The sequence below is a fragment of the Mesorhizobium sp. Root554 genome (assembly GCF_001427025.1).
Lineage (GTDB): Bacteria > Pseudomonadota > Alphaproteobacteria > Rhizobiales > Rhizobiaceae > Mesorhizobium.
Genome location: NZ_LMGA01000001.1, coordinates 2,819,704 through 2,845,793, shown reverse-complemented (window position 1 = coordinate 2,845,793; position 26,090 = coordinate 2,819,704). Strand labels below are relative to the sequence as shown.

23 protein-coding genes are annotated in these 26,090 nt (G+C 64.2%); 11 read left to right on the top strand and 12 right to left on the bottom strand.

What is annotated here, in order from left to right:
- The first annotated feature begins 90 nt into the window (after positions 1-90).
- Positions 91-438 carry a hypothetical protein gene (locus ASD44_RS13900; protein ID WP_056113056.1) on the top strand — a complete coding sequence of 116 codons (348 nt, stop codon included), beginning with the start codon at positions 91-93 and terminating at the stop codon, positions 436-438.
- On the opposite strand, the gene ASD44_RS13895 is transcribed toward ASD44_RS13900, so the two are convergent.
- Positions 422-1,636, bottom strand: coding sequence for a GGDEF domain-containing protein (locus tag ASD44_RS13895; RefSeq protein WP_056113052.1), 1,215 nt, complete (start codon positions 1,634-1,636; stop codon positions 422-424). The genes ASD44_RS13900 and ASD44_RS13895 overlap by 17 nt on opposite strands.
- A 56-nt stretch (positions 1,637-1,692) precedes the next feature.
- The gene (locus ASD44_RS13890; RefSeq protein WP_320409849.1) at positions 1,693-2,901 is read right to left on the bottom strand and encodes a GGDEF domain-containing protein; all 1,209 of its coding nucleotides are present in this window, start codon (positions 2,899-2,901) and stop codon (positions 1,693-1,695) included.
- 236 nt (positions 2,902-3,137) lie between these two features.
- Here ASD44_RS13890 and ASD44_RS13885 point away from each other — a divergent pair, with 236 nt between their 5' ends.
- Positions 3,138-3,449, top strand: coding sequence for a hypothetical protein (locus ASD44_RS13885; protein ID WP_056116206.1), 312 nt, complete (start codon positions 3,138-3,140; stop codon positions 3,447-3,449).
- Between the two features lie 165 nt (positions 3,450-3,614).
- Positions 3,615-4,838 (top strand): YeeE/YedE family protein, encoded by a 1,224-nt coding sequence (locus tag ASD44_RS13880; protein WP_056116203.1) that lies wholly within the window; start codon positions 3,615-3,617, stop codon positions 4,836-4,838.
- Positions 4,839-4,842: 4 nt separating this feature from the next.
- Here ASD44_RS13880 and ASD44_RS13875 read toward each other — a convergent pair whose 3' ends face one another.
- A complete protein-coding gene (locus tag ASD44_RS13875) occupies positions 4,843-5,742 on the bottom strand; it encodes a 2-dehydropantoate 2-reductase (RefSeq protein ID WP_056113049.1) in 900 nt (299 codons plus the stop codon).
- A gap of 250 nt (positions 5,743-5,992) precedes the next feature.
- Here ASD44_RS13875 and ASD44_RS13870 point away from each other — a divergent pair, with 250 nt between their 5' ends.
- The gene (locus tag ASD44_RS13870; protein WP_056113046.1) at positions 5,993-7,090 is read left to right on the top strand and encodes an NAD(P)/FAD-dependent oxidoreductase; all 1,098 of its coding nucleotides are present in this window, start codon (positions 5,993-5,995) and stop codon (positions 7,088-7,090) included.
- A 106-nt stretch (positions 7,091-7,196) separates the two neighbouring features.
- Entirely contained in the window at positions 7,197-8,369 is a 1,173-nt protein-coding gene (locus tag ASD44_RS13865) for a GGDEF domain-containing protein (RefSeq protein WP_056113043.1), read from the top strand.
- A gap of 5 nt (positions 8,370-8,374) precedes the next feature.
- Here the strand turns inward: ASD44_RS13865 and ASD44_RS13860 are convergent, their stop codons facing one another.
- Genes ASD44_RS13860 through ASD44_RS13845 form a run of 4 tightly spaced genes read right to left on the bottom strand, consistent with a single transcriptional unit; the run spans position 8,375 to position 14,221 of the window.
- Positions 8,375-9,706: a SidA/IucD/PvdA family monooxygenase gene (locus tag ASD44_RS13860; RefSeq protein WP_056113040.1), complete on the bottom strand. Its 1,332-nt coding sequence runs from the start codon at positions 9,704-9,706 to the stop codon at positions 8,375-8,377.
- A gap of 5 nt (positions 9,707-9,711) precedes the next feature.
- Complete coding sequence (locus tag ASD44_RS13855; protein ID WP_056113037.1) at positions 9,712-11,526, bottom strand: IucA/IucC family siderophore biosynthesis protein; 1,815 nt, start codon at positions 11,524-11,526, stop codon at positions 9,712-9,714.
- Positions 11,523-12,587: a GNAT family N-acetyltransferase gene (locus tag ASD44_RS13850; RefSeq protein WP_056113034.1), complete on the bottom strand. Its 1,065-nt coding sequence runs from the start codon at positions 12,585-12,587 to the stop codon at positions 11,523-11,525. Before ASD44_RS13850 ends, ASD44_RS13855 begins: the two co-directional genes overlap by 4 nt.
- Entirely contained in the window at positions 12,584-14,221 is a 1,638-nt protein-coding gene (locus ASD44_RS13845; protein ID WP_244478776.1) for an IucA/IucC family protein, read from the bottom strand. Before ASD44_RS13845 ends, ASD44_RS13850 begins: the two co-directional genes overlap by 4 nt.
- 257 nt (positions 14,222-14,478) lie before the next feature.
- Between ASD44_RS13845 and ASD44_RS13840 the strand changes: the two genes are divergently transcribed.
- Positions 14,479-15,657 carry an MFS transporter gene (locus ASD44_RS13840; RefSeq protein WP_082542478.1) on the top strand — a complete coding sequence of 393 codons (1,179 nt, stop codon included), beginning with the start codon at positions 14,479-14,481 and terminating at the stop codon, positions 15,655-15,657.
- A 26-nt stretch (positions 15,658-15,683) separates the two neighbouring features.
- Here the strand turns inward: ASD44_RS13840 and ASD44_RS13835 are convergent, their stop codons facing one another.
- The 3 genes from ASD44_RS13835 to ASD44_RS13825 are packed head-to-tail and all read right to left on the bottom strand — an operon-like array spanning position 15,684 to position 19,606.
- Positions 15,684-16,958 (bottom strand): RhtX/FptX family siderophore transporter, encoded by a 1,275-nt coding sequence (locus ASD44_RS13835; protein ID WP_056113025.1) that lies wholly within the window; start codon positions 16,956-16,958, stop codon positions 15,684-15,686.
- A complete protein-coding gene (locus ASD44_RS13830; RefSeq protein WP_056113022.1) occupies positions 16,955-17,347 on the bottom strand; it encodes a hypothetical protein in 393 nt (130 codons plus the stop codon). Before ASD44_RS13830 ends, ASD44_RS13835 begins: the two co-directional genes overlap by 4 nt.
- Before the next feature lie 9 nt (positions 17,348-17,356).
- Complete coding sequence (locus ASD44_RS13825) at positions 17,357-19,606, bottom strand: TonB-dependent receptor (protein ID WP_056116200.1); 2,250 nt, start codon at positions 19,604-19,606, stop codon at positions 17,357-17,359.
- Between the two features lie 305 nt (positions 19,607-19,911).
- Between ASD44_RS13825 and ASD44_RS13820 the strand changes: the two genes are divergently transcribed.
- From ASD44_RS13820 to ASD44_RS13800, 5 genes are all read left to right on the top strand, one after another.
- Entirely contained in the window at positions 19,912-20,214 is a 303-nt protein-coding gene (locus ASD44_RS13820; protein WP_056113019.1) for a DUF982 domain-containing protein, read from the top strand.
- A 624-nt stretch (positions 20,215-20,838) separates the two neighbouring features.
- Complete coding sequence (locus ASD44_RS13815) at positions 20,839-21,630, top strand: transporter substrate-binding domain-containing protein (RefSeq protein WP_056113016.1); 792 nt, start codon at positions 20,839-20,841, stop codon at positions 21,628-21,630.
- A 72-nt stretch (positions 21,631-21,702) separates the two neighbouring features.
- Positions 21,703-22,374 carry an amino acid ABC transporter permease gene (locus tag ASD44_RS13810; protein WP_056113013.1) on the top strand — a complete coding sequence of 224 codons (672 nt, stop codon included), beginning with the start codon at positions 21,703-21,705 and terminating at the stop codon, positions 22,372-22,374.
- A complete protein-coding gene (locus ASD44_RS13805) occupies positions 22,371-23,030 on the top strand; it encodes an amino acid ABC transporter permease (protein WP_056113010.1) in 660 nt (219 codons plus the stop codon). Before ASD44_RS13810 ends, ASD44_RS13805 begins: the two co-directional genes overlap by 4 nt.
- A complete protein-coding gene (locus ASD44_RS13800) occupies positions 23,008-23,745 on the top strand; it encodes an amino acid ABC transporter ATP-binding protein (protein WP_056113007.1) in 738 nt (245 codons plus the stop codon). The genes ASD44_RS13805 and ASD44_RS13800 overlap by 23 nt, the downstream gene beginning before the upstream one ends.
- A 69-nt stretch (positions 23,746-23,814) precedes the next feature.
- Here ASD44_RS13800 and leuC read toward each other — a convergent pair whose 3' ends face one another.
- Positions 23,815-25,227: a 3-isopropylmalate dehydratase large subunit gene (gene leuC / locus ASD44_RS13795; protein ID WP_056113004.1), complete on the bottom strand. Its 1,413-nt coding sequence runs from the start codon at positions 25,225-25,227 to the stop codon at positions 23,815-23,817.
- Positions 25,228-25,466: 239 nt separating this feature from the next.
- Positions 25,467-26,048: an MgtC/SapB family protein gene (locus tag ASD44_RS13790; protein WP_056113002.1), complete on the bottom strand. Its 582-nt coding sequence runs from the start codon at positions 26,046-26,048 to the stop codon at positions 25,467-25,469.
- Positions 26,049-26,090: the final 42 nt, after the last annotated feature.

Below are 26,090 nucleotides of genomic sequence, written 5' to 3'. Positions count from 1 at the left end.
CCTGGTTGAGGCACGCACCTCTTAACAAAGGTTAAGAAAAGGTTAATTTGGCGAATCGAGGCGGCACGTTCTTATCAGGGAGGACGCTCAATGCGTTCGACACATTTGCTTCGTTTCGGAATGCTTGCCGTTCTGGCGCTTTGCGCAGGCCTTCAATCCGCCTCGGCGCGCGAGCGGGATCACGTCTATGCCGATTCGTTCGGCAATCTGGTGGTGGAAAGCGCTGCCGGCTACAAGCGCATCCTTGTCGGCGAAGGCGCGATGGCGAAGGAATTGTCGCGCTATACCGGCGCCGGCCAGCCGGAGGTCGTCTATTCCAGCGAGCCGGACGCCAGCTCGGAGCGCGGCTGCTACCGGCCTCCCGTCCTGGTGAAGGGCCGCAGCTACATGTACGGTCTTTCCGACGGTGAGATGCCGCAGATCAGCCCTTGCCGTTGAAGTCGCGTCCGGATCTTGCGCCGGTCGAGATGATCGAGGAGACGGCCGAAACACGGACCTGATCGCGGCCGCCCTTCTTCGCCTCATAGAGCGCGTGATCCGCCCGCTGCATCAGTTCGGCAAAGCTTTCATACGGCGTCAGTTCGGCGACGCCGAAGCTTGCAGTGCAGCGATAGTCGCGGGGCAGACCCTCCACCGGGAGCGCGCCGAAAGCGCTGCGGGTGCCTTCGGCCAGCAGCCGGGCGCCGGCCAGATTGGTGCCAACCAGAAGAATGGCGAATTCCTCGCCGCCTATGCGTCCGGCGACATGGCGTTCGACGCTGGCTTCGTGCAGGAAACTGGCGAAGGTCTCGATAACCTTGTCGCCGCAGGCATGGCCGAAACTATCGTTGATCGACTTGAAATGATCGAGATCGGCGATCACCAGCGACACGGATATGCCGCGGCGCGCCGCGCCTGAAAGCACGGCCCCGGCCCGGCGTTCGAAGCCGCCGCGATTGAGCAGCAGCGAAAGCGAATCGGTGTCGGAGCGCGACGCTGCCTCCGTCAGCGTGTCCCGCACGAGGATGACAAGCACCAGAAGGGCGAGCGCCATCGAAAACACCGTGCCGAGGGACTGGGAAACCATGGCATAGGTGGTCTGCAGATACGCCGTCGCATCGGCTCCCCAGCCGCCAACGGCATGGGCGATGAAGGGCTTGCTCAGAAATTGCAGCGCGCTGGCGGCGAGAACGCCCATGAGGATGCGATCCAGCGCCTCCTTCCGGTGCGGCGACGACCAGACGATGCCGAGGCCGATCAGCTGCATCGCGGCATAAGGCAGTTGATAGGCCATCATCCTCGCCAGCGATTGCCGCGGCAGATCCTGAACCAGATAGACGGCAGCGCTGGCGAACACGAGGAAGGCCAGCATGGAGCACCAGGGTGGTGCGACGTCGTATTTGCGGGCGAGACCGGTGTTGAAGACGATCGTCGCGACCAGCAGGACGGCGAAGGCGGCCACCACCGGCCAGCGCGCGTCGGTTAAGGACTGGATCGAGAGTTCGATCAGGAGATAGACGATGCCGATGCAATAGCTGGCGGCCATCCATCGCGCCGCTATGCGCCTTGCATCCTGAACGGCAATCGCCAGGAACGCCGCGGCCAGCAGGCCGGCAACGACCATGTTGATCGCCAGGATGAAGTTTGCTCCGCTCATCGTCGTTCCACGCGTGTGGCCCAGCTAATCACGCAGGCACGAAAATCCAGTTAACGTCAGGCAGGATCCACGGCGACAAATGACATCGGGTGGGCCGGCAAGGGGCTGGCGGCAGGGCGCTCATAGGACAGGCGCACGCTGTCGCGCCCGCTTCGCTTGGCCTTATAAAGGGTGTCGTCGGCGCGGCGCATCAGCGGCTCAAGGCTTTCGCCGGAGCTGCGTGCGGCAATGCCGAAGCTGGCTGTGACGCGCTTGCCGGGCGGCAGTCCGTCCACATCGGCGGCGGCGAAGCCGGTGCGGATCGCCTCGGCGCACAGGCGGGCCGCAGCGAGATCAGCCACCGGCAGCAGTATGGCGAATTCCTCGCCGCCCAACCGCGCAACCAGGGCGCGGTTGCCGGCGGCGGCCTGCAGCTTGCGGGCAAAATCGGCGATCACCCTGTCGCCGGCCTGATGGCCGTGAACGTCGTTGACCGCCTTGAAATGATCGAGGTCGGCCAGGACCAACGCCACGGGCAGCCCGGTCTTGCCGCAACGGTCCAGCAGGCGCGCGGCGCGCTCCTCGAAGCCTCGGCGGTTCAGCAGCCGGGACAACGGGTCGGTATGCGAATCGGCCTTGAGCCCGGACACCACGTCCAGCCCCGCGCCGGCGAGCAGGACCAGCGCCAGCATCAGCGACAGCAGCGCATGCGACAGCACGGCGGACATCCAGTAGGCGGACTGGTAGAGGTTATCATAGGTGAGGGGACCATCCTGCAAGGACAGGACGACGGCGGTACGGGCGACGAAATTCAGCCCAACAACGAAAGTTAGCATCACCAGGACCGTTCCGAGAGGCCCTCTGCCGGGCGCCCGATACATCTGCGCGGCAACGAAGAAGGTGATGCCGCCGAGCGAGAAGTTCATGGCGTAGATGCGCCAGGACAGGTTGGGATCGATGAAAAGGAACCAGATCAGAAGCGAAAGCCCGATCGCTGAAAGGATGCCGACGGCGGCATAGGGCGGGCGCGCCGTGTAGCGGGCGCTGACCGCCAGAGCGATACAGGCGGTGCCGGCGATGAAGGCGACGTTGGAGATGAGCTTGGTGGGGTAAAAGCCGATGGGCAGCACGAAATACTGCAGCAGGAATCCGACGGAGGAAAAAAGATAGCCGAAGGCAAGCACGGCCAGATAGCGGCTATGGCGCTGATAAAGCCACAGGGTGGCGAACGACGCCGCCAGCATAAGCGCGATCGACGGATTGAGCAGCGCTGTCACCAGGCCCATGTTCACCGATTGCGCCTTCAGCCGTTTCCCCTGCGGAAGGAGCATAAGGGGCAAGCACAAACAACGGGTTAAACTCCTGGATCGCCAAGTGCGGCGCAACGCCGCGACGTTGCCGGCGTCGGCCACCCCGGCATGGCACGAACGGCCCGGCGCCTTTGCCTGGAACCAGCGGCGGCGGCCGGCGTTGCACGGCCAACCCTTCTATGCGGATGCACACTGCGATTCAGGAGATTGAGATGGCTGAAACCGTAACCCTTACCGACCACGAAGCCGTCCGCGACTGGGCCGCCGCCCGCGCCGGTTTCCCGGCGATCGTCGACGTGTCGCCGGAAAGCGGCACGCAACCTATGCTGCGGATCGTTTTCGGCCAGCACGCCTATGCCGACAACGATCAGGCGGACCGGCCGGCCAATGCTGGCGGGTACGAACTGGTCGAGTGGGATGAATGGTTCACGCTATTCGATGAACTGGAACTGGCCCTGGTGGTGGAAGCGGAGCAGGCCGGCAGGCGGGAACAGTATCACCAGCTGGTGCGCCGCTCAGACTGACAAGGACCGTGCGCGCTCCCGGAAAGGGAATCCGGCTGAGACCCGCTGAAGGAAACATCGTTCCGGTAGACCACGAGCCAGCGGGAACATGGGCCTCGCCGGCTGGCGCCGGAGGGTTTAGGTTCCGATCCTGACGTCACGGTAACATCCAAGGGCAGAATGACGATGTCGACACTGGTTCAGCCTCTGGCGGCCGAAAGCCGCTTCCCGCCCATCGGCCCGGCCGGGATCACGGCGCTTGCCGTGCTGGTCATCGGCACGCTGCTTCTCGCCTATGCCTACGGTCCGGCGCAAGGGGCGCTGTTCCTGGTCGGCGGCGGCCTCGGCATCGCGCTCTACCACGCCGCCTTCGGCTTCACCTCGGCCTGGCGGGTCTTTATCGCCGAAAGCCGTGGCCGGGGCTTGCGGGTGCAGATGCTGCTGCTGGCGTTGGCGGTGCTGCTGTTCTTCCCCTTCCTGGCGCAGGGCACGCTGTTCGGGAACCCGATCAAGGGCTCGGTCTCTCCGGCCGGGGTCTCGGTCGTCGTTGGCGCTTTCATGTTTGGACTCGGCATGCAGCTGGGCGGCGGCTGCGCTTCCGGAACCCTGTTTACGGCCGGCGGCGGCAATGCGCGGATGCTGGTGACGCTGCTGTTCTTCATCGTCGGGTCGCTGCTCGGCACTGTCAATTTCGACTGGTGGACGAGCCTGCCTTCGCTACCGCCGATCTCGTTGGTGCAGAGCTTCGGCGCGGCAGGCGGCATCGCGCTGTCGCTGGTGGTCTTCGCCGCCGTGGCGGGCATTTCCGTTCTGGTGGAAAAACGCAAGCACGGCGCGCTGGAAACGGCGCCGGCCTCGCCGCGTCACGGCCTGTCGCGATTCCTGCGTGGACCATGGCCGCTTGTGTTCGGCGCCGTTGCGCTGGTGATGCTCAATTTCGCCACGCTGACGCTGGCTGGACGCCCCTGGGGCATAACCTCGGCATTCGCGCTCTGGGGCGCCAAGGGCGCACAGCTTGTCGGCATCGATCCGACGGCATGGGCATACTGGCAGACGCCGGGCAATGCCAGCGCACTGGCGAACAGCGTGTTCGCCGACATCACCTCAGTTATGGATTTCGGCATTGTCGCCGGGGCCATGCTGGCGGCGGCGCTCGCCGGCAGCTTCGCGCCGAGCCTGGACATTCCGCTGCGCTCGGTCGCGGCAGCGGTGATCGGCGGCCTGCTTCTGGGTTATGGCGCGCGCATCGCCTATGGCTGCAACATCGGCGCCTATTTCTCCGGCATCGCATCCGGCAGCCTGCACGGCTATCTATGGGCGATTGCGGCGTTCGCGGGCAACATCCTGGGCGTCGGCATGCGGCCGTTCTTCTTCGAGCCGCGCCGCATCGTCGCCCGCGGCGACGGCTGACGTCTCAGGAAAGCGCCTTCGCCTCGATCAGCCTGACAAGCGTTAGAAGCGTCCGGTTGACCGGGGTCGGAACACCCAGCGCGTCGCCCTTGCGGACGACGTAGCCGTTGAGATGCTCGATCTCGGTCGGCTTGCCGCGGGCGAGGTCCTGCGCCGTCGAGGCATACTGGTTCGGCATGCTGGCGGCGAGGTTGGCGACGGTCTGCGCGGTTTCCGGCGGAACAGTGACATCGGCCGCGCGGGCGACGGCCAGGCATTCGTTCAAAACATCCTGCATGACCTCTTTGACGCCATCGGTCTCAAGCAGCCTGCCATAGGGAAGCTGCGGGATGGCCGACAAGGCGTTGTAGGCGCAGTTGACAATCAGCTTGCTCCACAGCGCGCCGATGGCATTGTCCGAGACGACCGTCGGGATGCCGGACGCCGTGAATGCTTCGGCGATCCTGTCACTATCCAGCGAGGCGCCGATGATGAGATCGCCGCGGCCGTGATGTTTGACATGGCCGGGCCCGGCCATTTCCGTCGCCACGTAGACGGCAGCCGGGATGGTTGTGTGTCCGATGACGGCCCGCAGGCGTTCGGCATTGTCGACGCCGTTCTGCAGGCAGATGATCGCCGTCCGGTCGCCGAGATACGGCGCGATCTGCCGTCCGGTCGCTTCGGTATCGGTCGATTTCACGCAGAACAGGACGATGTCCGCGCCGGCGACGCCGTCAGGTTCGGTCGTCGCCTGCATCGGCACATGGCCGGTGAACCTTAACTTGCTCTCAAGAAGAAGACCGCTCTGCCCGACTGCCTCGACATGCTGCGGCCGGCCGATCAGGGTTACGGCATGGCCGGCCTTCGCCAAGATCGCGCCCATGTAGCAGCCAACAGCACCAGCGCCCATCACGGCAATGTTCATGAGATCACCTCGCGGACAAGAAAAAGGCCCGCCGGGGGAGGACCGGCAGGCCTGATCTGAACAGCGGCGCGGGAGGAGGTGCACCGCAGTCTGTGCCAACATTGTTCCGGGAGGAATGAATTGTCAGCATCACTGACCTATAACGCGATCCAAAAATCTGGCAATTGAGCTTTCTGCATAGGTGCCGTGCGTTTATGCGCGAGCGGCATATGTTGCCGGGCAACGGCCATCGGCCAAGCGGGAGACCAATGTGGAGGACATTGACGTAGCCGTCATCGGTGCTGGCGCGGTCGGCCTTGCCGTTGCCCGCGAACTGGCGCTGCAGGGCCGCGAGGTCCTGGTGCTGGAGGCCAATTCTGCGATTGGCCGAGAGACATCCAGCCGCAACAGCGAAGTCATTCATGCCGGCATTTACTATCCCGCCGGTTCGCTGATGTCGCTTCTGTGCGTGGAGGGCCGGCATCGGCTTTACCGCTATCTCGCCGAACGCCAGATCGCGTTCCGCCAATGCGGCAAGCTGATCGTGGCGACGAATGCGGCGGAAAGCGCCCGCCTCGCAGCCATCGCCGCCCATGCGCGTCAAAACGGCGTCGACGACATGGTCGAACTCGACGCCGCCGCCGCCCGCGACCTCGAGCCGGCGCTGTCCTGCACGGCGGCGCTGTTGTCGCCCTCGACCGGCATCTTCGACACGCATGGCTTCATGCTGGCGCTGCAAGGCGATGCCGAAAACGCCGGCGCGGCCTTCGCCTTCCATGCTCCGGTGCTGCGCGGCGAGGCCGGTGAAGACGCTATCGTTCTTCACATCGGCGGTGAGGCGGGGATGTCCATGCGCTGCCGCGCCCTCGTCAACGCCGCCGGGCTGAATGCCTGTACACTGGCGGCAAGCATCAAGGGCATGCCGCCTGCACTGGTACCGAAACCGTATTACGCCAAGGGCAATTATTTCTCGCTTGCAGACCGTTCGCCATTCAGCCGCCTGATCTATCCGGTTCCCGTCCCTGGCGGGCTCGGTACGCATCTGACGCTCGATCTCGCCGGACGTGCCCGGTTCGGTCCGGACGTGGAATGGATCGACGAGATCGACTACGCCGTCGACCCGGCGCGTGGCGAGAGCTTCTATGCTGCGATCCGCCGCTATTGGCCGGCGCTGCCGGATGGATCGCTGCTGCCGGACTATGCCGGCATAAGGCCGAAGCTCGCCGCGCCCGGCGCCGGCTGGAACGATTTCGTCATCCAGGGCCGCGCGGCGCACGGGATCGTCGGGCTGGTCAATCTGTTCGGCATAGAGTCTCCCGGATTGACGGCGTCGCTGGCGATTGCCGCCCACGTGGCGGCTCTGGTCTAGGACGCCCGCCGGCCAAAGCCATGAATGGGCTTGCCTTGGGGTGACCCTGGGGCAATCAAATCTTAGGACTAGGCATGTATGGCTGCAGGCGCACGAGGGGCTTGGTGTGACGCAGGCAGACGGGAACAGGGGCGAGGCGGCCGATGTGCTGGCCCTGCAGATGGACGCGCTCTACAAGGCGGCCCCGGCTTCCATACTGAGCATTTCCGGCGCCCTGATGGCCATCTTCGCCTACTGGTCGCCTGATTTGAAGTTCGGACTGATCCTGTGGGTCGGCTGCGTCAGCACGGTGGCCCTGCTGCATCTCGCGGGCACCGCCCTGCGCGCCAGCGGCAGGCCGGCGAGATGGACGCCGGTCTCCTGGGCGCGCGTCGCCAGCGCTATCTATTTTGCTTCCGGCCTCTCCTGGGGCGTCGGCGGCGCCTGGATGCTCGGCCACGGCAACGAGCAGCAGGCCCTGGTGATCTGCTGCCTGGCCATGGGCGCGGTGACGGTCACGTTCCCAGCCGTGGTTTATGCGCCGGCTTACAATCTTTTCCAGGTGCCGATCTTCTTGATGTTCGCTATCGGCCTTGCCACAAGCGGCATGGAGTTTGGCGCACTGCTTTCCATAGCCTCCGGGCTGCTGTGCATCTTCGCCGCGATCATCGGTCAGGGGATGGGATCGCAATTGGTGCTGGCGCTTCGCCTCTATGACGAGAACCGCAAGCTTGCCGAGGAATTGCAGGTGCGCGGAGCGGCGCTGGAGGCCGCCAATCGCGAACTCAGGATTCAGAGCCTGACCGATCCGCTGACAGGCGTGGCCAACCGGCGCCAGCTGATGAGCTTTGCCCGCGCCGCGCCCGAACGCTGCGCGGTGTTGATCGTGGATGTAGATCATTTCAAAGCCTACAACGACAGTTTCGGCCATGCGGAGGGCGATGCCTGCCTGGTGCTAGTCGCCGCAGAACTGCAGGCTAGCGCCAGACCGGGGGTCGATCTCGTCGCGCGGCAGGGTGGCGAGGAATTCGCGATCGTCCTTGTGCATGTCGATGAAGACACGGCGCAAACCGTTGCGCAGCAGATGCGGAGCAATGTGGAGACGCTGTCCGACGCTCATTCCCCGGCGATAAAGCGCACCGTGACGGTGAGCATCGGGTTGGCCTGCCGGGGACCCGGTCGGCACAGGACGATCGCTGACCTGATGGCCGACGCCGATGCCGCCGTCTACGAGGCCAAGCGATCTGGCCGCAACCGGGTCTGCACTTCGGCGGCTCCGTCGCAGATCGCCGTGGCCTGAGCCCCCTATCCGAGCACCGGCTGCCTTTCCTGGCCGACGCTGTAGAGATGGCTGGCCCGCGCCGTCTGCCTGGAAGCCCATGTCACCGGCGGCTGCGGCAGTTCGAGGTCGAAATGGTGGCGGCCGAGCAGCGCGTTGACGATGGTGGCGCTGCGCCACGCCATCAGGCTGAGCTGCGGCTCTGCGATGCCATGGGTCAGGCGTCCGGCATTGAGCGCATAGATGTGGCGGTCGGCGGGGCCGTCCCACTCGATCTCGAAATTCGCATCGAGCCGGTAGTGGCCGCGTTCGTCCAGGGCGATCCTGCCGAGCAGCGGTTTCATGCAGTCGGGAATGGCGAAGGCATAGCCGGTGGCCAGCACCACCGCGTCGGCGGTCCGCGCCTCGATCGCCCCGTCGAAGCCGTTGCGCATGATGAGGCGGTATTCGTTGCCTTCGCGCGTCAGGTTCAACACTTCGCGGTGCGGCGTCAGGTTGATCGTGGTGGCATCGGCGGAAAGATGCCGCAGCGTGTAGAGCTGGCGGTAGATCGCCTTCAGAGTGCTGGTCGAGGCTCCGTCGCCGGCGAGTACCTGCTGCTCGAGGATGGTTTCGCGCCGCCCCCGCGGCAGGCGGTGGAAGTTTTCAACGTAACCCGGCGTGAATAACTCGTCGGTAAAGGGCGAGTCATCCAGCGGCAGGAAGTTCGGCCGCATGCTGATCCAGTCGATCTCGCAGCCGGCGAAACGGTCCGAGGAGATCAGATGCAACATTACCTCGGCGCCGCTCTGGCCGCCGCCGACGATGGCGATGCGTTTTCCGGTCAGGCGATCCAGCCGGTCGGCGGCCTGGCTGTTGTGGAAACAGCGCTCCCCCGCCGCCGCCTGCGCCCAGGCAGGGATGTTGGGTTTCAATCCGACGGCAATCGCCAGATTGCGTGCGGTCACGTCTTCGCGACCAAGGCGGAGCCGAAAATCCCTGCCGTCGAAATCGATTTCCTCGACCGCGCTGGCGAAGCGAAGTGAGGCGAGGTTCTCGCTGACCCAGGAGAGATAGCGGGCGAATTCCGGCCTCGGGATGGCGTTGAAGTCCGCATTCAGAAATTCATAGAAGCGCTTCTGCGCGACCAGATAGGCCATGAACGACCATGGGCTGGTCGGGTGCGTGGCGGTGACGAGATCCTTGAGGAAAGACGTCTGCAGCTCGACGCCCGGCAGCATCATGCCGAGATGCCATTCGAGACTTGGTTCGCGGTCGAAAAAGCGGGCCTCGAAGCCCTCGATGGAATCGAGATGTGCGGCGAGGCTGAGATTGAAAGGTCCGATGCCGATGCCGGCAAGATCAAGCGTATGGGTCATGGCGGTCAAACTCCGTTTGGAGCTGGCTGGGCCGATGGGAGATCGCCGGGCTGACTCGGGTTGAGCGGATTGTCGAGCGGTGTGCCGAGATCGGGCAAGGGGCGCTCGCCGGCATCGCCGTAACCGATCGCGAAGCGGACCTTGTTGATGGCGATGCGCGGTATTTCGGGAGCGAACAGGTCGAAAAGCGCGAAGCGGTCGGCCAGTTCGGGATGTTCGGCCTGATAGCGCCGGGTGGCTGTGGCCAGAATGGCGTAAAAGCGTCGTTCGTCAAAGCTGTCATATTCGGCCAGCGCCTCGGAGAGGAAGCGCAGCACGCTGACGATGTGGCCTGTCTGCAGATGCTGGAGCAGGTGCGCCGGCGGCCGTCGTTTCAGCGTTGAGAGGATTTTCGGATCGAGCGCGCCGAGTTCGGGGAAAGACTGATCGACAAGGTCGAGATCGCCCTGGAAGTCCTTGACCGCCACGCCGACAGGCGTCGCGCCATCGAGGATGACGGTGATGTTCTGCCCGTGGGCGATGAAGCCGACGCCGTAGCGGCACATGAAATGGTAGAGCGGCACGAAAACCGAGGAAAACAGCCGGTCGAGCCAGACTTCGGCGTCGAGACCAGACTGTTCGATCAGGGCGCTGGCGATCGGGCGGCCATGGGCGTCGCGCTGCGGCAATGCCCCCATCATCATCGGGCGGTGGCCCGAAGGCAGGTCCTTTTCCGGGCTTTCGCGCCAGATGGCGCCGAGCATTTCGCAGAACTGATAGGGTGCGCCATCGACGCCGCTATAGTGGGGGTGCGGGTAGAATGCGCCGGCGACTTCCCTAAGCACTTTCACATTCTTGAGCACAGGGTCGGCGGCCGCAACCTCACCCAGCCAGCGTGACAGGTCGGCGCCGATCTCCATGTATTTACCCGGCACGCCGCGCCAGGCGGATGTATTGAGGATGGTCAGCGGCAGCTTGACGTGAAACGCCTCCGGTCGCGCCGTGTTTGCCAGCGTGCGCAGCGATTGCAGCGGCAGGAACGGGTCGCCGAAACGGCCAAGCGGCGCCAGCCTGCGGGCGGCGATTTCACCCGCGAACTGCGAAGCGATCATGCCCTGCCATTGCCATGGATGGACCGGCATCAACAGGTGAGTGCGGCGGGAGAGGCCGGCGGCGGCAAGGGTTGCTTCAAGCCTTCTCCGTTCGTCCGGATCGAGCGCGGCCTGCAGCAAGGCCTCTTCGTCCAGTTCGCGATCCAGAGCCAGCTTGCAGCGGTCGCGCGCGGCGGCGAGCCAGAAAAGCTGGAATGTCTCACCGGATTCCGGTGCATAACGCTCGAAATCGTCCAGTCCCCAGCCGAGCCGGCCCTTGTTGGCGGGCGCCTTCGGATGGCCATCGAGCAGCGTCTGCAATTCCGGGTCCGGTAGCATTGCGAGTTCAGCAGCGGATCTCGCGCCTCGCCGCTCGGCGATACGCCTGTCGGCCATCAGCGTGTTGTAGAGTTCCTTCGCATAGGTGCAGAAGGTGGCCGGCGACATGCCAAGCGTCTCTCGCGAGTCGGCGAAAAAGGCCACCGCGTCATCGACCGGCAGTTCAACACCGGCATCGCGGGTGAGGGTTTCGGGACGGACGCTAAGCTGGCCCCAAATGCGGCGCGTGGCGGCAAAGCGGTAGGTGACGCCGGAGCCGAGCGTCAGCTCCCACCGCCCGGGCGATGCCTCGCGCGGCGCAAGGCATTCCTCGAAGGTCAATTCGGAAATCGCCTTGGCGACCACGTCACGGTTGATCGCGACCCAGGTCGCGGTGTCGCGAGCCTTGGATACGGGTTGGTGTGCCGTCACAGCGGCACCTCGCGGAAGAAGCGCTCGCGCTCGCAGCAGACCAGTGCGGCGCGCTTGTGCGGAAAGTCGAATTCCTTGACTTTGTTATAGGCGGCGTCGGCGCAATAGCTCAGCATCTTCTGATGCGATGCGCGCGGCTCGCCGACGATGCGCAGCGTGCGCGGCTCGTCGAGGAACAAATAGTGCGTGATCGAGCGGAAGAAGGCGAGCGTCTTCGGCCGGCCGAGGTGGCGCGCGTTGCCGATCAGCCCATGCCAGCCGCGGTCATAGTCGTGCGGTTCGTAGTAGGGTCCGAGCCTGTCCTCCCTGGCCCAATAGAATTCGAAATAGCCGACAGGCTCGTTGTCCAAGCTGCCGATGACGCCGAAAATATGCGGATCGCTTTCCTGGTCGGCGAGATACTTGTCCAGCTCCTCGCGGCTCTGGGCAAGCTCCCAGAAAAAGGCGACGCGCCCGTCATTCATCCAGCGATGAAAGAGGTCGAGATCGCACCGGCGGTCTATGGGCCGGAACGACAGGGTCATGCCGATTTCCGCGATCCAGCGCTCGTACATCGGCCCGCACGGGCGCGGCGGACGCAGCGGCGGCAGGCGATCCTGCGGACCGAGAGCCGTGGGCAGTTCGGGATAGGTGACGTGCGAAGCCTGCCGGCGCCACAGAAGCGGCAGCTGGCGCAGGACCGAGCGATGGACGAGGGCGCGTTCGGCTTCGTCCGGGAGGGTTTCCGTCGCCAATGCCGAAACCGGCCAAAGCGTCCTGGCCGACGGCAGCAAGGCGCGGTCGATAGCCGGATACAGGCGGAACGCGGCGTCGACGAGACCGGCGAGGATCTGCGGTTGGTTGAGCCGTTCGGCGGCGAAGGTGACATCGTCGACAAGAAGCCGACCATCCGTGGTCGTGACGCGCGCCTGTCCGGCCGGCGTGCCGTCTGCGGCATTCAGACTGAGGCGCTCGCCATCGACGTGAATCGCCAGCGGCTCGGTGGCGGATGCCAGGTGCTGCCATCCCCCGGTGCCAAGGTCGCTGGCATGTGGCCAGTTCTTCGCGGTCTCGATGTTCATGCGTGTTCTCTCACCAGCAGGGGATTGGGAAGCTCCACGTAACCTGCCAGCGGGTCGGTCACCTCGGTGTTCTCGTTGATGTTGCGCAGCGCGATCAGGAAATTGCCCTTGGCGGCCAGCGTCGGGGCGTTGAGCAAATAGTCGAGGCAAGTTCTGTCGGCCATCGGCTGCTTGGCCAATCTTTCCAGCGAGTGGCGGAAGATCGCCAGCAACCCGTCCTCCTTCACCAGGCCGGCGGCGGCGAGCGCGGCGATGGTGGCGAAGGCGCCGTTGACGATCAAATAGTAGCCGAAGAGCTTTGCCGCCGCGGGCGCCGGGAAAACGTGGTCGCCCTTCTGGCCCGCCTCGGGCAGGAACTGCCGGAGTTTCGGCAGGAATTCCTCGACATAGCCGGTGCCCTGGCAGTCGCGGAAATAGAGCGCGTCTGGCCAGCCGCCGGCGAGGCCGACGACGAGGTTCTGCTGGTGCGCGCCGAACAGCAGGCCGAATTCCGAAAAGGCGACGATGAAGGGTTCGATGGCGGTTGCGAGGAATCGCTCGAACCACAGGCGCGCAACATCCTCCACCGGCTTCTTTTCGTCGCGGGCGATGCGGTTGACCAGATCGGACAGATGGCTTTCGGTGCGGCCGGGATGGCGCTCGCACAATGCGCCGAGCACGACCGCCGAGGGGCTGTCCTCACCGCGGAACGGGTTTTCGCGAAAGGAGACGATGGTGTCGGTCATCAGGCTGCCATCTTCATCGCGCAGGCCGAACCAGGCCGGCTCGCCCAGCACTGTCAGGGTTGGGCAGCGCTTGCGCAGGGCCTCACCAAGCTTGCCCTTGACCAGCCGGTGCACCGAAAGGCCGCGCCGGCATTCATGCTCCTCGACAATGCGCCGGGAGTTGGTCAGGCGCAGGCTGAGCGAAAACTTCAGCATCCAGTCCGTTCGTGATGAATGGATCGTGCGCAACGAGGTGGTGGCGCGCCACGCCGGCCCACCGAGCCCGAGATCGACGATGCGGCCGTCGCGGAACAGCCTTTCGATACGTTCCTCCTGCATCAGCCGCAGGGTCTGCCAGGGATGCATTGGGACAAGGACCTTGCCATATTCCCTTGCTGCCCGGGTCAGAAGTTGCGGATCGCCGGCGGCGAGCTTGCGAGCCATATCGACGACGTTGAGAGGCTCGACGCTTCCCGAGGCAAGGATGGAGGGATCGACAGCCCACCAGCGAAGGGTGAAGTCATTGCCGTATTCATGGCCGAAGCGTTCTGAGTCGACATGCGTGAACTCCTCGCGGCTCATCGGGGCGGGGTGGACGGCGTGGCCGAAGCGCAGGGCGCTTTCCGCCTCGATGAAGTCCGGGTCGCCCTCGGCAAAGGGCCTTATTTCGCCACGGGCCGCGCTCACCTCGCCGATGGCCGCGATGCTGGCGAGGCTGCGGCGCAGGAAGGTCATCCGGCTTTTCGGCGTGGCGCGGCCGGCAATGCCGGGCTCCTCAAGGATCAGCGCCAGAAGGCTGAAAAGATCGATCTCGGTCGCCTCGCCATCGGGGCGGAGCCGCAAGAGCGGCATGGCGAAGTCGTGGTAGCCGACTTTGGAGCGGTGCCGTGCCTCGACCAGAACCGCGCAGCGCGAGGCAGGGAAATTCAAGCGGAGGACGTCCGCCCGCGGGCGGAATAGTCCGGTCGGTACGCCGGTGATAAATTCCCAGCCGTTCCATTCCCGTAAGAGAGCATTAAGAAAAGGGCTCAATGCCGGAGACGCTCCAAATGGACTTGGTTCCATGGGTTTCCTCATATTGGAAGTACAATATAATGGAGATAGATATTTATACTTTATAGCTTTCAATATTACTTTTTATCAATTAACAAACGCCAAGAAACGAACTTGCTTTTGCCGTGAGTGATATGGAAAAATCGTCCGCTTTGCTGCCTCGGTTGGCGATGGCGGTATCGGCCATCGGGTTCGGCCAGTCCGCCTTCGTCTCGCTTGTCCCCATGGTGATGGAACGGCTGAAGCTGGACGCATTTGCCATCGGCGCGGCGACGGCCATTGGCGCCGCCGCCTTCCTGGTCGGCTCGCCCCTGTGGGGCCGCATGGGCGAGCGGCTCGGATACGGGAAGCTGTTGCGTCTGCTCGGCCTCGCCATGCTGGCGGCGCAGGCGATGTTCGCGGCGCTTCTGGTGTTCGGAGCCGGCGCAGCGCTGGGCATCGTTCTGCTGATGCTGTCGCGATTCGTATACGGCTTTGCCGCGTCCGGCGTCATGCCGACGGTGCAAGTCTGGGCCAGCCGAGCGGTTGCCGACGACAGGCGGCAGGCGGCGCTGGGTCTGCTCGGCGCCGGCGTCAGCACCGGAAGGCTGGCCGGCGCGGTGCCGGCTGCCGCAGCCATCATCTCGCCGCTGCTGCCTCCGCTGCTGTTCGTGCTCAGCCCGCTGCTCTTGTGGCTGGCGCCGGGCAAGGAAGAAAGCGGCGGACGAGCGGACGGCAATGCGGTCAATGCCAGCAAGGACGTTGGCATATCGCCGTTCGACCGCCGTGTCTTGCCCTGCCTGGCGATCGGCTTTTGCCTGACGCTCGGTTTCGGTCAGGTGCAGATGATGCTTGGGCCTATGATCCAGCAGCGTTTCGGCCTCGACGCAACACAGGCGACGACGGTCACCGGCGTGGCGCTGATGCTGGTGGCGGTGGTGATGGTGCTGGTGCAGGGATTGGTCGTGGCACGGCTGCTCCTGAGCGAGCGCAAGAGCGTCGTCGCCGGATGCCTGCTGGTCTGCGCCGGCATGGTGCTGCTGGCGGTCACGGGCAACCATACCGTCTCGGCTATTGCCTTGGCGGCGGCCGCGGCCGGCATCGCGGTGGCGACGCCGGGCTACATCGCTTGGTTGACGAAGCGCGTCGAGCCGCAACAGCAGGGTGCGGCGGCCGGATGGCTGGCCAGCACCCATGTGCTGGGGCAGAGCATCGGTGCGCTGGTCGGCGGCTTCGCCTTCACGCTTTGGCCGTTCGCCCCGCTGGCTGGCTGCGCGGCGCTGGCGCTTATCGCCGCCTGCTTCGCGACCACGGTCAAGGGTAGCGGCCAATAGCGTGAAGCGGGCTGCCGGAAACGCCCTCATTCGGCGACCTCCGGGAGCGGCCGCGCATTGGCCCGTATCTTTCCGGCATCGGCGGCATAGGCATTGAGCATGCGATAGGTCGCGATCACGGCAATGGCCGACAGCGCCGCCGCGAGGGTGAACAGCGCCGAATAGCCGAGCATGTCGGCAAGGCGTCCGGCCAGCATCGAGCCGACGAGATAGACGATGAGCTGGGTGCAGGACAGGATGGTGAAGTCGGTGCCCGGCTGGTCCGACGAGGTGACGGCCATGAACAGGCTGTAGAGCGCGACGATTTCCATATAGCGCACCAGCGTCTGCAGGAACGAGGCGCCGAAGATCGGCCAGAAGCCGGTCAGCGCGCCGAAGGCGTGCAGCGCGAACATCAGGAAGCAGACGGTGCGCAAGGTGCCCAGCAGGCCGAGCACGGACGCCGCGCCGCGCTTGTGCAGCAGCCATGCCGCCAGCGCCGAACCCCCGAGCCCGACAGTAAACGCCGCACCGCCCGACAGATAGCCGATGATGTCGAGCGGCACGCCGGCGTCGACGAGATAGGACCCCTCCATCGACTTCACCAGTCCTTCGCTGGCGCGGTAGATGAGCGCGATCCACAGAATCTGGCGTGCTTCCGGCCGGCGCAGAAAGCGCGTGATGGAAGGACGGGTGATCGCCGCCTGGCCGTTGCTGACCGGGTCAGTCTCGCGCATGGCCAGGGCGGCGAACAGTGGGATGACCGACACGGAAGCGACCATGGCCAGCATGCTGGTCCAGCCGAAATGGTGGTAGGTCAGGAGGCCGAGCGTGCCGCCCAGCACGACGCCGAGCGCGACGGAACCGCCCTGGATCGCATTGCCGATCGGCCGGTCCTTCGGGTCGAGATATTTGGCGGCGTAGCCGTCGGTGGCGATGTCCTGCGTTGACATCAGGACGGAGACGACGAAGCCGATGGCGAAGATGCCAGTGACATCCGTAGGCTCGACCCACATCATGGCGGCGATGCCGGCGATGACGCCGATCTGGGTGATGATAACCCAGCCGGCGCGGTGCGCGCGTGCCACAGGGCGGAAGCGGTCAACCAGTGGCGCCCACAGGAATTTCAGGATCAGAGGCAGCATCAACAGGGCCATCATGCCGATGGCGGTGCGTGAGACGCCCTGCTCTCGCAGGATGGGCGGAATGGCGGCGGCGAAGAGGTAGCTCGGGATCGCCTGCGCCAGATAAAGGCACGCCAGCACGACGAACAGCCTGATGCGCGATGCGCCGGGGGCACGGCGTTCAGCGGACGGGCTCATTGGTGCGCTCCGCCGACAAGCGGCTCCGATACGAATATGTTCAGGAAGGCGTCGGCTTTGGCGCGGCTGCGGGTGACAAGAACCGGAAAGTCGAACAGGCCCTGCCAGACGCGTTGCATCTTGTCGTCGGCAGCAGGGCGAACGAGCGCGCAAGCGCGGCAGGCGGCCTCGACCGTCTCGCGGTCCGCCTTGTACCAAAGGTTCTGCGCCTTGCGCTGGGCGTCGGTCAGATTGATCTCGACGCCGATATCAACCAGCAGGACGAACGGTCCCGGCTCCGACGAAATCCGCCTGATCGCCTCGACGTAGCGCTCGCCGTCGGCCGGATCGGCGGGGGCTTCGCCGACCAGCGAAACCACGTTGCCTTGCCGTTGCAGGGTTATCGTCATCGGGCTGCCCTAGAAAGTGACCTGGTAGGACATGCCGAAGGATCGGCCGAGACCGGGAACGTCGGCGCCGCGCGTCGCCGATGCCGACGGGTTGACGTAGTCGGTGTCGAAGACGTTGCGGACGGCGAGGCTCAGCACGCTTTCATTGGCGAATTTCTTCGAGAGGCCGACATTGACCAGCGCCGCGCCGTCCAGTTCCTGTGTCGCCACGCGGTCGCGGCCGGAGAACAGCTCCAGTTCGGTGCGCAGCGTCAGATCGTTCTCGAAATGGGTGACGAGATAGACCAGCCCCTTGTACGTCGAGGGTATTCGGTTGTTGGGCAGGTATTCGCTGCTTTCGATCCTGCCGTCGCGGTCGGCGTCGTATTTGCCCTCGACATAGCCGACGGAGCCGCCCAGCGTGAACATGCCGTTGAGGTCCGTCTCGGCGTTCGCTTCAAAGCCCCAGATGCGTTCCTTCTGCTGCGAGACGCGGTTGGCCGCGATGTCGTAGCTGACGCCGTTGTCCGAGGTGGACATGTAGGCGCTGACGCCGCCCCGATAGGTGCCCCAGTCGCCGCGCAGGCCGGCTTCATAGGTGTTCACCAGCTGAGGCTCGGGCGCGATGTCGGCATAGCTGATGGCGTAGTCCGGGGCGCCGACGCATGGCAGCCCCAGAGGCGCGACGGTGCTGCCATAGGCATCGCAGATCTCGCCGTTGGAGTTCAGGCCGGCGCGGCGGGTGAAGCCGCCAATGTCGGTCAGGCTGTAGCCTTGCGAGAAATTGCCGAAGGCCTGCATCTCGTCGGTCAGATCGTAGACGGCGCCGGCGTTGAAACTCCAGGCGTTGTAGTCGAACTCGCCGCCGGTCACGTCGATGGCCGGCAGGCCGACAATGCGCGAACCGAAGAGCACGCCGGCCGCCGGCCGGGTGAAATCGTCGACATTCAAATAGAACTGGTCGAAACGCGCGCCGCCGCTGAGACGCAGCCGGTCGGTGACCGGCACCTCGGCTTGGGCGAAAAAGGCGACCGAATGCTGCGCGGTCGGCGCGATGGCGTCCTGGCCATTGGTCAGGTGCTGCTCGGTGTTGTCGAAAGTGTAATCGGCCCCCCATGTCAGGGTGCTGCCTTCCTTGATGAAATCGACCGGCGTGTTGACGGTGAGGTTGACGCCGGTGCGCTGCGATGACAGCGCCGTCTGGTTGAACGGCGCGGTCGGATCGACGCCCACCGGGATCAGGATGGGGGTCGCCGGATTGAACGGCAGATAGACCTGGCTATTCACGGCCGAGAATTTGGTGAAGGGCGACTGCTTGAAGATGTCGTTGTAGAAGGCCTTGATCTCGAGATTGCCGAGGGCGAAGTCGCTGTCGGTGTATTTCGCCGTCAGGTACTTGGAATCCTCCTTCAGCGGCTTGCCGAAATAGGGATCGCCGAAATCGGGAGCCACCGGGTCGGCGGCGTAGTCGGTGAACCAGTCAGGCTCCTGGTTGGCATAGGTCCAGTCGGCGCTGACCTCGAAGCGCCTGGAGCCGGCCTCGTAACCGGCGACGCCGAACAGGTTGCCGGAGCCGGTGCGGTCGCCGCCGCCCTGTCCGAGCATGGCGTCCGACGCCATTTCGTTGCCGTTGCCGTCATAGGTGCGGCGCGACATGTCGCCGGACGCGGAGAAGAAATAATCGAAATTGTTCTTGCGGCCTTCGACCGAGACGCTGCCGTTCGGCGCGATGGATTTGCCGACGTTCTCGGTGAAGGCGTTGAAGCCGGTGCGCACCGTCACCTTCGGCTTGTCGCTGGCGCCACGCTTGGTGATGAAATTGATGGTGCCGCCGGTGGCGCCGGCGCCGTAGAGGCTGGACGCGCCATTGACGACCTCGACACGCTCGACCGTATTCATGTCGATCATGGCCAGGATGCGCGAGACGTCGCGTAGCGGGGTGTTGCGCGGCACGCCGTCGACCATGATGAGCACGCTGCGGCCACGGAAGGTCTCGGATGCGCCGGAGATCGTCTGGTTGCGCGGTGCGTAGCCGGGAACGATCCGGCTCATGAAGGTGGCGGCGTCGATGTTTTCCTGCGCCGCCCGTTCGACCTCTTCCCGGTCGACGACCTGGACAGACTGGGCGACGCCGGAAATGGAGCGCTCGTCGCGTCCGGTGACGACGATGCGGTCGAGTTCCGTGGCGTTGCCGGCGACCGGCTGCGCGGTTTCCTGCGTCCAGGCCGAGCCGGAAAGCGCCGATGAAGAGAGAAGAAAGACTGCAAGAAATTTACGCATGTCGCCCCCGATGATCAATCGCCCGGGTGGTTCCCAACAACGATCCGGGCATATAGGGACCGCCTATATATCATGACTAATCGAGTCAACATTTTTATGCTGACAAAGACAATCAAGTTATATGAGGGTCTGAAATCGCGGAGACGTGGGGTTCGGGGTTCTTTCACGTTGCGCCCTTGGCGTGAACGTCACGTCGTTCGCGCCTTGCGCCGGGAACCGAAGGAAAGGCCCGGCGTTGATGCGCGTCCCGAACTTCAATGCCGCCGCGTCAAACCCGACCGTGCGGCTTTCCCGAAAGAGTTCCCATGCGCGATCAGATGTTCTTCACCCCGGTTGCTGTTTCCGCGGGACTTGGCGTCAAGCGTGAGATCGCCTGCCTGTCGGAAATGCATGAGTTCCTGACGGAATGGGAACCCTCCCGACGCAGCGTCAGCTATGGCGGGGCTGTCGCGGCCGTCGAAGCGGCGCGCGCAGGCGACATTTCCGTTGCCGCGGCGCGGGACGCCTTCATCACCTTCGCCAACACGGCAGGCATATTGTGGCCGGAAGCCCAGCCGATCATATCGGTCAAGCCGGTTGCCCGCAGCTTCGGCGGCTTCGCCTCCTGATCCTTCAATATGAATCGGTCGAGGGGCCGGTGAGTCTTTCTATGCCCGGCGCGAGCGCCGTACCGGGCTGACGGAATGCGCCGCGCCAAAGCAGCGCGCGCGCCAGATTGCGCGCCTGTCAGATTTTCGGTGACAAGGCGATTTAATCTGACTAACAATGCCAGAAGAAATACGAGTCTAAAAAATGATAATGGGGAATTGCTCCCCGGATTGAGTCTGAACAACTCAATTCGTGGGCGGCGTGCCTGATCTATAGGCATATGAACGTATGAATGGCGGGGTTTCTATATTCACGCGATGCATGGATCGCCGATCATTTTCGATCGGCACTATTTCCACTGACTTGCGCGAGAGCGTAAGAGCCAGCCGGGACGAATGACTTGTTTTTTGTTCAGGACTTCAGGTTTCTCCCGCCGAACCCATCAAAATCCGTTGCGGCGTATGCTGCTGCTTCCCCACCTTGCCCGGCCTCCGGCCCGGTCGCCGCTCGGGGCCGCCTTGTCGTTTTGCGTCAGATCCCGGCGTGCCCGAACGGGTCACCGGTTCGCGCCTGCGCATCGGCCGCACCGGCAGTTTGCCTTTTCCTCGCCCCAACCTTCCAGCCTCAACACAGGGATTTCCAGCATGATGAAACGCCGCTCATTGTTTGCCGTCGCCGGCATGTTGCTCGCGGGCTTTTCCCTATCCGGTGCTCCGGCGCAGGCCGACGCGCTTGCCGATATCGCTGCGCGCGGGACAATCCGCATCGGTGTGCCGCAGGATTATCCACCCTTCGGCTCGGTCGGAACAGACATGAACCTGAAGGGTCTCGACATCGACATGGCCACGATGATCGGCGAGAAGATGGGGGCCAAGGTCGAATTCGTACCGGTGACGCTGCCGAACCGCATCCCCTATCTGCAAACCAACAAGGTCGATCTCATCATCTCCAGCCTGGGCAAGAATGCCGAGCGCGAGAAGGCGGTCGATTTCACCCAGGCCTATGCGCCTTTCTTCAACGGCGTATTCGCGCCGAAGGACGTCAAGATCGAGAAGCCGGAAGATTTGTCGGGCAAGACGATCGCCGTCACCCGCGGCGCCATCGAGGATTTCGCGCTGTCGAAGATTGCACCGCCGGACGCTGACATCAAGCGCTTCGAGGACAATAACGGTACCATGTCAGCCTTCCTTGCCGGCCAGACCGAAGTGATCGTCACCGGCAACGTCCATGCCGCCGCCATTCTGGAAAAAAATCCGCCGAAGCGGCCGGAACTGAAATTCCTGATGAACAAGAGCCCCTGCTATATCGGCCTCAACAAGAACGAGGCGGGGTTGAAGGACAAGGTCAACGCCATCATCAGCGAGGCCAAGAAGGACGGCACTTTGGCCGGCTTCATCGACAAATGGCTGCATCAGGAGCTTCCCGCCGACCTCTAGGATTGACCTAGCCCAAAGCCCGGCCCATGCGCGCAGGCATGGGCCGGCCAATTCGCAACGGGGACAGCGGCGATGCATTACCAGTTCGATTTCGGGTGGGTCGCGGATTACTATCCGGTCTTCCTGAAAGGCATTTGGATCACCCTGGAGCTGACCTTCGTCGCTACGGTGCTCGGCGTTCTGGTCGGCATCGCCTGCGCCTGGGCCCGCACGCAGGGGCCTGCCTGGCTGCGGCCACTGCCGATCGCCTATATCGAGCTGATCCGCAATACGCCGTTCATCATCCAGCTCTTCTTCATCTTCTTCGGCCTTCCCGGATTGGGGTTCAGCCTGAGCGGGATGGAGGCGGCGTTGCTGGCCATGGTGGTCAATCTGGGCGCCTACAGCGCCGAGATCGTCAGGGCCGGCATCCAGGCGACGCCGCGCGGCCAGTTCGAGGCCGGCTCCAGTCTCGGCATGAACCGCCTGCAGGTGTTCCGCCATGTGGTTCTGGTGCCGGCGCTGCAGCGCATCTGGCCGGCGCTGTCCTCGCAGGCGATCATCGTCATGCTCGGCTCGGCGGTGGTCTCGCAGATCGCCGCCGAGGATCTCACCTTCGCCGCCAATTACATCCAGTCGCGCACCTTCCGCGCCTTCGAGGCCTATTTCATCTCGACCGCCATCTACCTGTTGCTGGCGATCGCGCTGCGCTACGTCCTGGCCGGGATCGGCAGCTTGATCTTCCCGCGGAGGGCGGTGCGATGACCGAGTTCACCACCTGGGATATCCTGCGTAACCTGCTCCTGGCGACGCGCTGGACACTGGTCCTGTCGCTGGTGTCCTTCGTCGGCGGCGGGCTGTTGGGCGTGCTGCTGCTTTTCCTGCGCATCGGGCGCGCCCGCATCGGCCGGATCTTCGTCAAATACTATGTCGAGTTGTTTCAGGGCACGCCGCTGCTGATGCAGCTCTTCCTCGCCTTCTTCGGTCTCGGCCTGTTCGGCATCGACGTGCCGCCATGGCTGGCCGCCGGCACGGCGCTGATCCTTTGGACGGCCGCCTTCCTTGCAGAAATCTGGCGCGGCTGCGTCGAGGCCGTCGTCAAGGGTCAATGGGAGGCGTCCGCCAGCCTCGGCATGGGCTACCTGCAGCAGATGCGCTGGGTGATCCTGCCGCAAGCCTTCAAGATCGCCATCCCGCCGACCGTTGGCTTCTCGGTGCAGGTCATCAAGGGCACGGCGCTGACCTCCATCATCGGCTTCGTCGAACTGTCGAAGGCGGGCACCGTAGTCACGAATGCGACGTTTGAACCGTTCACCGTCTACGGCTTCGTCGCCCTCATCTATTTCGCCATCTGCTGGCCGCTTTCGAAAAGCAGCCAGATGCTCGAAAGGAAGCTGAATGTCGCTCATCGAAATCACTGAGGTGCGCAAGAGCTTCGGCAGCAATGAGGTGCTGAAGGGCATCAACCTCAATGTCGAGGCCGGCGAGGTCGTCGCCGTTATCGGCCGCAGCGGCTCCGGCAAATCGACGCTGCTGCGCTGCATCAACGGACTGGAGCAGATCAACGCCGGATCGATCTCGGTCGCAGGCCAGCCCTTGCTGCCGGATGACAAGCACCTGAAGGCGCTGCGGCTGAAGGTCGGCATGATTTTCCAGCAGTTCAACCTTTTCCCGCATCTGACGGCGGGCGGCAACGTCATCCTGTCGCAAACCGTGGTGAAGAAGACGCCGAAGCCTGAAGCCGAGGCAATGGCGCGGCGGATGCTTGAGCGCGTCGGTCTGGCCGAGAAGTTCGACGCCTACCCCGACGAGCTGTCCGGCGGACAGCAGCAGCGCGTCGCCATCGCCCGGGCGCTGGCGATGCAGCCGATGGCGCTTTTGTGCGACGAGATCACCTCGGCACTCGACCCTGAACTGGTCGGCGAGGTGCTGGCGGTGGTGCGCGAACTGGCGTCTGAAGGCATGACGCTGATGATGGTGACGCATGAAATGAAATTCGCCCGCGACGTCTGCAAGCGCGTCGTCTTCATGCATGAGGGCCGTGTGCACGAAGTCGGTCCGCCGCAGGAGGTGTTCACCAAGCCGAAGACGGAAGAGTTGCAGCGCTTCATCGGCATGGTCGGTGAAGCCGGCTGACGCTTCGGAATCCTGAGGCAAAAAAAGGCCCGCAAGATGCGGGCCTTTTTCATTTCTGCTGGAGACCGATCATTTCCAGTCGCGGATGTCGACGAAGTGGCCCTCGATCGCGGCGGCGGCGGCCATGGCCGGCGAGACCAGATGGGTGCGGCCCTTGAAACCCTGGCGGCCCTCGAAATTGCGGTTCGAGGTCGAGGCGCAGCGTTCCTGCGGCTTCAGCCGGTCGTCGTTCATGGCAAGGCACATGGAGCAGCCCGGCTCGCGCCAGTCGAAGCCGGCGGCGATCAGGATCTTGTCCAGGCCTTCGGCTTCCGCCTGTTCCTTCACGAGGCCGGAGCCGGGGACGATCATGGCGTTGACGCTCGGATGCACCTTGCGGCCCTCGGCCACCTTGGCGACGGCGCGGAGGTCCTCGATGCGGCCATTGGTGCAGGAGCCGATGAAGACGCGGTCGACGGCTATGTCCGTGATCTTGGTGCCGGCGGTCAGGCCCATATAGTCGAGCGCGCGCTTCTTGGAATTGCGCTTGGTCTCGTCGGCAATCTCGTCGGGGTCCGGCACGACGCCCTGCACCGAGGCGACATCCTCGGGCGAGGAGCCCCAGGTGACAATGGGCGGCAGAGCGGCGGCGTCGAGCACGACGATCTTGTCGAAATGCGCGCCTTCGTCGGTCGTCAGCGTCTTCCAGTATTCCAGCGCCTTGTCCCAGGCTTCGCCCTTCGGCGCGCGCGGCTTGTCCTTGACGTAAGCGAAGGTCGTCTCGTCCGGCGCGATCAGGCCGGCCCGAGCCCCACCTTCAATACTCATGTTGCAGATGGTCATCCGGCCTTCCATCGACAGCGCGCGGATCGCCTCGCCGGCGTATTCGATGACGTAGCCGGTGCCGCCGGCGGTGCCGATCTCGCCGATGATGGCGAGGATGATGTCCTTGGCGGTGACGCCTTCGGGCAGCTTTCCATCGACGCGCACCAGCATGTTCTTGGCCTTGCGCTGGATCAGCGTCTGGGTAGCCAGCACATGCTCGACCTCCGAGGTGCCGATGCCGTGCGCCAGCGCGCCGAAGGCGCCGTGCGTGGAGGTGTGGCTGTCACCGCAGACGATGGTCATGCCTGGCAGCGTGAAGCCCTGCTCCGGGCCGATGATGTGGACGATGCCCTGGCGGATATCGTTTTCCGAATAATATTCGACGCCGAAATCGGCAGCGTTCTTGGCCAGCGCCGCGATCTGGATGCGGCTTTCCTCGTTGTTGTTGATGCCGAGCTTGCGGTCGGCCGAGGTCGGGACGTTGTGATCGACGACGGCCAGCGTCTTTTCCGGGTGCCGGACCTTGCGGCCGGCCATGCGCAGGCCTTCGAAGGCCTGCGGGCTGGTCACTTCGTGGACGAGGTGGCGGTCGATCCACAACAGGCAGGTGCCGTCATCCTGGCGGTCGACCAGATGGTCGTCGAAAATCTTGTCGTAGAGGGTGCGCGGTGCGCTCATATGCGTAAATCCGTCGATTTTCTGAGGAAGAAGCCGGCACAGCGGCCGGTGACAGCGGTTACGAAATCAGCCGAGTCGGCTGGTCAGCGCGCCTGAAATCCGCGCAAAGAACCGCGCCGGCAGGCGTTTCCTGTCCTGCAGCACAAAGCCCTTGTAGGCCGGATCGCCGAAAAGCTCTTCCATCGCGGCTAAATAGCAATGTTTTGGGGCGGCGGCAATCGGGGCTGGCTGTGCCTGGTCTAACGCCTGCGCTTGTTGACCGGTTCGACTTCCGATGGCTTGTCCGGCTTCGCCTTGATTGACGGTTCGGCCTTGGCTTCCTCTTCCGGCGACCGGTTCATCTCCAGCTTCGCCTGCAGCGTCTGCAAAAGACCCAGCACCACCAGCGCCAGCAAGGTAGCGAACAGCGCGACTTGCCACAGACCGAGGCCGCAGGCGACGCCGATGGCGCCCGCGAGCCACATGCCGGCTCCGGTGGTCAGGCCCTTGACCTCGCCGCGTGTGAAGATCACGACGCCAGCGGCTAGGAACGCCACGCCGGCTGTAACAGCCTCGACGACGCGGACCGGATCGACCTTGACGGCTTCCTTCATCGTGCCGGCGGCAAACATCGGCGCATGCACGATCTCGATGGTGAGGATGGCGAAGGTAGCGGAAGCGACGCAGACGAGTATATGTGTCCGCAACCCTGCCGGGCGGTCGCGCCACTCACGCTCGAAGCCGATCAGCGCGCCGAACAGGGTGGCGAGCAGCAGCCGCGCGGCGATGACGGGAAAGGCGATGTAGGTGGGATGGCCGAATTCCTCGACGAGCTGTTCCATTTGATCCCTGTCCGTTGGCGGGGGCTGAACGCCTTATAGCCG

Coding starts and splice junctions, on each gene's coding strand:
- ASD44_RS13810 (WP_056113013.1), top strand. CDS start 21,703: ATGCATTACCAGTTCGATTTCGGGTGGGTCGCGGATTACTATCCGGTC.
- ASD44_RS13875 (WP_056113049.1), bottom strand. CDS start 5,742: ATGAACATTGCCGTGATGGGCGCTGGTGCTGTTGGCTGCTACATGGGC.
- ASD44_RS13835 (WP_056113025.1), bottom strand. CDS start 16,958: ATGAGCCCGTCCGCTGAACGCCGTGCCCCCGGCGCATCGCGCATCAGG.
- ASD44_RS13850 (WP_056113034.1), bottom strand. CDS start 12,587: ATGAACATCGAGACCGCGAAGAACTGGCCACATGCCAGCGACCTTGGC.
- ASD44_RS13900 (WP_056113056.1), top strand. CDS start 91: ATGCGTTCGACACATTTGCTTCGTTTCGGAATGCTTGCCGTTCTGGCG.
- ASD44_RS13840 (WP_082542478.1), top strand. CDS start 14,479: ATGGAAAAATCGTCCGCTTTGCTGCCTCGGTTGGCGATGGCGGTATCG.
- ASD44_RS13800 (WP_056113007.1), top strand. CDS start 23,008: ATGTCGCTCATCGAAATCACTGAGGTGCGCAAGAGCTTCGGCAGCAAT.
- ASD44_RS13790 (WP_056113002.1), bottom strand. CDS start 26,048: ATGGAACAGCTCGTCGAGGAATTCGGCCATCCCACCTACATCGCCTTT.
- ASD44_RS13895 (WP_056113052.1), bottom strand. CDS start 1,636: ATGAGCGGAGCAAACTTCATCCTGGCGATCAACATGGTCGTTGCCGGC.
- ASD44_RS13820 (WP_056113019.1), top strand. CDS start 19,912: ATGCGCGATCAGATGTTCTTCACCCCGGTTGCTGTTTCCGCGGGACTT.
- ASD44_RS13825 (WP_056116200.1), bottom strand. CDS start 19,606: ATGCGTAAATTTCTTGCAGTCTTTCTTCTCTCTTCATCGGCGCTTTCC.
- ASD44_RS13890 (WP_320409849.1), bottom strand. CDS start 2,901: ATGGGCCTGGTGACAGCGCTGCTCAATCCGTCGATCGCGCTTATGCTG.
- leuC (WP_056113004.1), bottom strand. CDS start 25,227: ATGAGCGCACCGCGCACCCTCTACGACAAGATTTTCGACGACCATCTG.
- ASD44_RS13885 (WP_056116206.1), top strand. CDS start 3,138: ATGGCTGAAACCGTAACCCTTACCGACCACGAAGCCGTCCGCGACTGG.
- ASD44_RS13805 (WP_056113010.1), top strand. CDS start 22,371: ATGACCGAGTTCACCACCTGGGATATCCTGCGTAACCTGCTCCTGGCG.
- ASD44_RS13880 (WP_056116203.1), top strand. CDS start 3,615: ATGTCGACACTGGTTCAGCCTCTGGCGGCCGAAAGCCGCTTCCCGCCC.
- ASD44_RS13815 (WP_056113016.1), top strand. CDS start 20,839: ATGATGAAACGCCGCTCATTGTTTGCCGTCGCCGGCATGTTGCTCGCG.
- ASD44_RS13860 (WP_056113040.1), bottom strand. CDS start 9,706: ATGACCCATACGCTTGATCTTGCCGGCATCGGCATCGGACCTTTCAAT.
- ASD44_RS13830 (WP_056113022.1), bottom strand. CDS start 17,347: ATGACGATAACCCTGCAACGGCAAGGCAACGTGGTTTCGCTGGTCGGC.